General features: G+C 67.1%; 5 protein-coding genes. All 5 read right to left on the reverse strand.

The features are described 5' to 3' along the window. Positions 1–463, reverse strand: a 463-nt coding sequence (locus ACFFCN_RS18375) for a GTP-binding protein (RefSeq protein ID WP_375494028.1), incomplete at its 3' end; no start/stop codon positions are given. A gap of 96 nt (positions 464–559) precedes the next feature. Further along, on the reverse strand, positions 560–2,656 hold the full coding sequence (gene fusA, locus ACFFCN_RS18380) for an elongation factor G (protein ID WP_375494030.1): 2,097 nt from the start codon (positions 2,654–2,656) through the stop codon (positions 560–562). Positions 2,657–2,724: 68 nt separating this feature from the next. Then, the gene (gene rpsG / locus ACFFCN_RS18385; protein ID WP_375494032.1) at positions 2,725–3,195 is read right to left on the reverse strand and encodes a 30S ribosomal protein S7; all 471 of its coding nucleotides are present in this window, start codon (positions 3,193–3,195) and stop codon (positions 2,725–2,727) included. Continuing rightward, positions 3,195–3,569 carry a 30S ribosomal protein S12 gene (gene rpsL / locus ACFFCN_RS18390; protein WP_375494034.1) on the reverse strand — a complete coding sequence of 125 codons (375 nt, stop codon included), beginning with the start codon at positions 3,567–3,569 and terminating at the stop codon, positions 3,195–3,197. The genes rpsG and rpsL overlap by 1 nt, the downstream gene beginning before the upstream one ends. A 568-nt stretch (positions 3,570–4,137) precedes the next feature. Next, entirely contained in the window at positions 4,138–4,950 is an 813-nt protein-coding gene (locus tag ACFFCN_RS18395) for a hypothetical protein (protein WP_375494036.1), read from the reverse strand. Positions 4,951–5,352 lie beyond the last annotated feature (402 nt).

Raw genomic sequence — 5,352 nt, forward strand, 5'->3', positions numbered from 1 at the left:
GCTCGACGAGCTCCATGATCTCCTCGTCGTCGACCATGTCGGCCTTGTTCAGCGCGACGACGATGTACGGCACGCCGACCTGACGGGCAAGCAGCACGTGCTCCTTGGTCTGCGGCATCGGGCCGTCGGTGGCCGCGACGACCAGGATGGCGCCGTCCATCTGCGCCGCACCGGTGATCATGTTCTTGATGTAGTCGGCGTGCCCGGGGCAGTCGACGTGCGCGTAGTGGCGCTGCTCGGTCTGGTACTCGATGTGCGCGATCGAGATCGTGATACCGCGCTGCCGCTCCTCGGGCGCCTTGTCGATCATGTCGAACGCCTCGGTGCTGGGGTTCAGCGTCGGGTACTTGTCGTGCAGCACGCGGGAGATGGCAGCCGTCAGCGTCGTCTTGCCATGGTCGATGTGACCGATGGTGCCGATGTTGACGTGCGGCTTCGTCCGCTCGAACTTGGCCTTCGCCACGGTGGATCCCTAACCCTTCGGTTGTCTGCCGGTCTGCTCTACGGAAGGTCCGTCTGCCGGCTGGTTTGACTGTTGTTGTTGAAGTTTCGGTGGGTGTTACTCGCCGGTCGCCTTGGCGACGATCTCCTTCGCCACGTTGGCCGGCACCTCGGCGTAGCTGTCGAACTGCATCGAGTAGCTGGCGCGACCCTGGGTCTTGGACCGCAGGTCGCCGACGTAGCCGAACATCTCCGACAGCGGGACGAGCGCCTTGACGACGCGCGCTCCGCCACGCTCCTCCATGGCCTGGATCTGGCCACGGCGGGAGTTGATGTCGCCGATGACGTCGCCCATGTTGTCCTCGGGCGTGGTGACCTCGACGGCCATCAGCGGCTCGAGCAGGACCGGGTTGGCCTTGCGCGCAGCGGACTTGAAGACCATCGAGCCCGCGATCTTGAACGCCATCTCGGACGAGTCGACGTCGTGGTAGCCGCCGTCGACCAGGGTGAACTTCACGCCGACCAGCGGGTAGCCGGCGAGGATGCCGTACTGCATGGCCTCCTGCGCGCCGGCATCCACCGACGGGATGAACTCCTTGGGGATGCGCCCGCCGGTGACCTTGTTCTCGAACTCGTAGGTCGGGCCGTCCGGGGTCATTTCCAGCGGCTCGAGCGCGATCTGCACCTTCGCGTACTGGCCGGAACCACCGGTCTGCTTCTTGTAGGTCAGGTCCTCGCGCTCGACCGCCCGCTTGATGGTCTCGCGGTAGGCCACCTGCGGCTTGCCGACGTTGGCCTCGACGCGGAACTCGCGCTTCATCCGGTCGACGAGGATCTCCAGGTGGAGCTCGCCCATGCCGGAGATGACGGTCTGCCCGGTCTCCTCGTCGTTGTGGACGCGGAAGGTCGGGTCCTCCTCGGCGAGCTTCTGGATCGCGATGCCCAGCTTCTCCTGGTCGCTCTTCGTCTTCGGCTCGATGGCGACATCGATGACCGGCGCCGGGAACGTCATCGACTCCAGCACGATCGGCTTGCCGGAGTCGGCGAGCGTGTCACCCGTCGTCGTCTGCTTCAGACCCGCCACGGCGATGATCTCGCCGGCTCCCGCACGCGAGAGCTCCTCGCGCTTGTTCGCGTGCATCTGGTAGATCTTGCCGATCCGCTCCTTGCGGTCCTTCGTGGAGTTGAGGACCTGCGAGCCCTGGTCGAGCACCCCGGAGTAGATGCGCACGAACGTCAGCTTGCCGAGGTGCGGGTCGGTGGCGACCTTGAACGCGAGCGCGGACATCGGCTCGGACTCGTCGGCGCCGCGCTCGGCCTCGGTGTCGCCGTCCTGCAGCGTGCCCTTGACGCCACCGACGTCCAGCGGCGACGGCAGGTAGTCGACGACCGCGTCGAGCAGCGGCTGCACGCCCTTGTTCTTGAAAGCGGTGCCGGTCAGCACCGGGTTGACGAGGTCGGCCAGCGTCGCCTTACGGATCGCGGCCTTGATCTCCTCGACCGAGAGCTCTTCGCCCTCTAGGTACTTCTCGGCGATCGAGTCGTCGACGTCGGCGAGCTGCTCGATGAGCTTCTCGCGGTACTCGGCGGCCTGGTCGGCCAGCTCGGCCGGGATGTCCTCGACCGAGTAGTCCTCGCCCATCTTGGTCTCGCCGCGCCAGGTGAGCGCGCGCATGCCGACGAGGTCGACGACGCCGATGAAGTCGGCCTCGTTGCCGATCGGCAGCTGCAGCACGAGGGCGTTCGAGTTGAGCCGCTCGCGCATCATGTCGACGCAGCGGAAGAAGTCCGCGCCGGTGCGGTCGAGCTTGTTGACGAAGCACATGCGCGGCACCGAGTACTTGTCGGCCTGGCGCCAGACGGTCTCGGTCTGCGGCTCGACGCCGGCGACACCGTCGTAGACGGCGACGGCACCGTCGAGCACGCGCAGCGACCGCTCGACCTCGACGGTGAAGTCGACGTGGCCGGGCGTGTCGATGATCTGGATGGTGTGACCCTTCCAGGTGCACTTCGTGGCCGCGGACGTGATCGTGATGCCGCGCTCCTGCTCCTGCTCCATCCAGTCCATCGTGGCGGCGCCGTCGTGGACCTCGCCGATCTTGTAGTTGATACCGGTGTAGAAGAGGATGCGCTCGGTCGTCGTGGTCTTGCCCGCGTCGATGTGCGCCATGATCCCGATGTTGCGGGTCTTGGCGAGTTCGGCGTTGGTTGCCATGGTTCCTTCCAGTCTCTTGGCGGGCGGGCTGCGGCGTCCGGGGTGTCCGGCCGGGCAGCGTGGGGGATCTACCAGCGGTAGTGGGCGAAGGCCTTGTTGGATTCGGCCATCTTGTGGGTGTCCTCGCGGCGCTTGACGCTGGCGCCGAGGCCGTTGCTGGCGTCGAGGATCTCGTTCATGAGGCGCTCGGTCATCGTCTTCTCACGCCGCTGGCGCGAGTAGCTGACGAGCCAACGCAGGGCCAGGGTGGTGCTGCGGCCCGGCTTGACCTCGATCGGCACCTGGTAGGTGGCGCCACCGACGCGGCGGCTCTTGACCTCGAGCGTGGGCTTGACGTTGTCCAGCGCGCGCTTGAGCGTGACGACCGGGTCGGTGCCGCTCTTGTCCCGGGTGCCCTCGAGGGCGCCGTAGACGATGTGCTCGGCGATCGAGCGCTTGCCCGAGAGCAGCACCTTGTTGACCAGCTGGGTGACCAGCGGCGAGTTGTACACCGGGTCGACGACGAGCGGGCGACGCGGCGCAGGGCCCTTGCGCGGCATTAGCTCTTCTCCTTCTTGGCGCCGTAGCGGCTGCGTGACTGCTTGCGGTTACGCACGCCCTGCGTGTCGAGCGAGCCGCGGATGATCTTGTAGCGGACGCCGGGGAGGTCCTTCACCCGGCCGCCGCGCACGAGCACGATCGAGTGCTCCTGCAGGTTGTGGCCGACACCGGGGATGTAGGCGGTGACCTCGATCTGGCTGGTCAGCCGGACGCGGGCGACCTTGCGCAGCGCGGAGTTCGGCTTCTTCGGAGTGGTCGTGTAGACGCGTGTGCACACGCCACGGCGCTGGGGCGAGCCCTTGAGCGCCGGGGTCTTCGACTTCTCGACCTTTTCCTCGCGGCCCTTGCGGACCAACTGCTGGATCGTAGGCATACGGCCTGCAATCTCCTCGGTGTCTACGGTGCGCTGACGCACGTGGTGTTCGGTGCGCTCGCGCGCGTGCCTGCTGTGCTGTTGTCCTGCGTGCTTGTGCTCGCGACCTGCCACCCGCGTCGGCCTCGTCCGACCCCCGCGGTCGGGCGTGTCGCCCGAGCGCGGACCCCGGCAGCGCGATAATGGCCGCTGCTGGACGCGAGTCCGGTGCCGCGATTGCCGCTCGATGAGCGACGGGCACAAGTCATGGCCCGGATGGCTCCGGGCACGGCAGTCAACGATACGCGCAGACACCGCGCTGGTGCAAAACGCCTGCTTTTTCGGGACTGGGCAGTCTCAGCGAGATCTCGCTGATGCACCGCTTCCACGGTCCGGCGACGGCCGCACGCTTTCCCCCAATGTCCCCCGACACGACATCCCGGTAAGAGGATGCCCCCTGCGGCCGTCGCCGTCCGCGTCGCAGTTGTTATGCCCCGGTCAAATTCGGACTAACCGGGGCGATGTCAGACTGTTACGCATACCCCCGTGGGTGGCCGAACCGACCCCGGGCCGGCGCTCGGGGGCGGGCTCACGGCAGCAGGTCCTCGGTACCCGCGGGCAGGACGACGGTGCCGTCATCGTCCAGATCAAGGGCGTAGAAGTCGCCGTCGTGCCACCAGTAGACGCCGTCGCTGCAGGCATCCGGGCTGCCGTCGTAGAGCGACGACGCGATCTGCGCCAACGGGCCGGCCAGCCGCACGTCGTCGCGGCTGACCATCGGCGTGAACGCCACCGCACTGAACCGGGGCGCGATCACCAGCGCATCCGTCGCCGGCACCGGCATGAACCGGGCGAGCGACATCAGCGCTGTGGTGACGTATGGGCAATTGTCCTTGGCAAGCATCCGGATCTGGAAGCCACCGGCTTCGTGGTCGCGGACGTCGACGTCGAGCAGCTCCTCCTGGATGGTTTGCCGCAAGGCCGTGCCGAGCAGGTCCTGCACGCTGCCGAGGTCGTCGACCTGATCCGGCTGCAGGTAGTTCAGCTGGCCGTCGTCCTCGTAGACCACCACGAGGTCGAAGCAGTTGGTGACCGCCACGGCGACGAGGTCGAGCTCGAAATCGGGCGGCGTCGGCAGCATCAGCCGAGCACGCAACGCCTCGGGCGCGACGACTGCCGGCGTGCCGGTGGCCGGCTGCAGCTGGGTCACCACCTCGAGCAGCCAGGTCCGCACGGCCTCGTCCTGGTCGGCGTCCGGCAGCTCGACCGCCTCCTGCACGATGGCGTCCGTTGCGACCCGCGCACGGCCACCCTCCACGGGGATCAACAGGTCGCCGGTAGCTGCGTCGAGCGCCGCACCCGGCAGCATGTGCGCCGCCTGGCCCTCGAGCGCGCTCCGCACCTGAAAAGCCTCAGCCATCACAGCCCAATCCCGACTCGGGTGAACATTCGCGGCCAACGTATCCGGCACGCCTGACTTCGCCAACGCCGCACCCTGCTGACTCAGAAGCAATCGACTCGAGGTTGCGCTGCCTGCCTCGGAGCGTCCGGGCCACACGTTGCGTCTGACCTGAGCTGCATCAGAACTCAGCTACGAACGAGTGAGTGGCCGGTTCAACTACGTTCTCGGCTTGCGGTTACGCTTCGCTCACGCGACTCTACCCCCCGTGTTTGTTGGGGTAGAGGGTTGTCAACGTGCGGTCCAGCCGGTAGAATCGAATACATGAGCGATACGCTGGTGGCAGGGCGGGCCTTGGGTCTGCTCGCGGCCGCGCACACGCTGCTGGACGACCTGCTCACGGTG

This window comes from uncultured Jatrophihabitans sp., from assembly GCF_964246335.1.
Taxonomy (GTDB): Bacteria; Actinomycetota; Actinomycetes; order Mycobacteriales; family Jatrophihabitantaceae; genus Jatrophihabitans.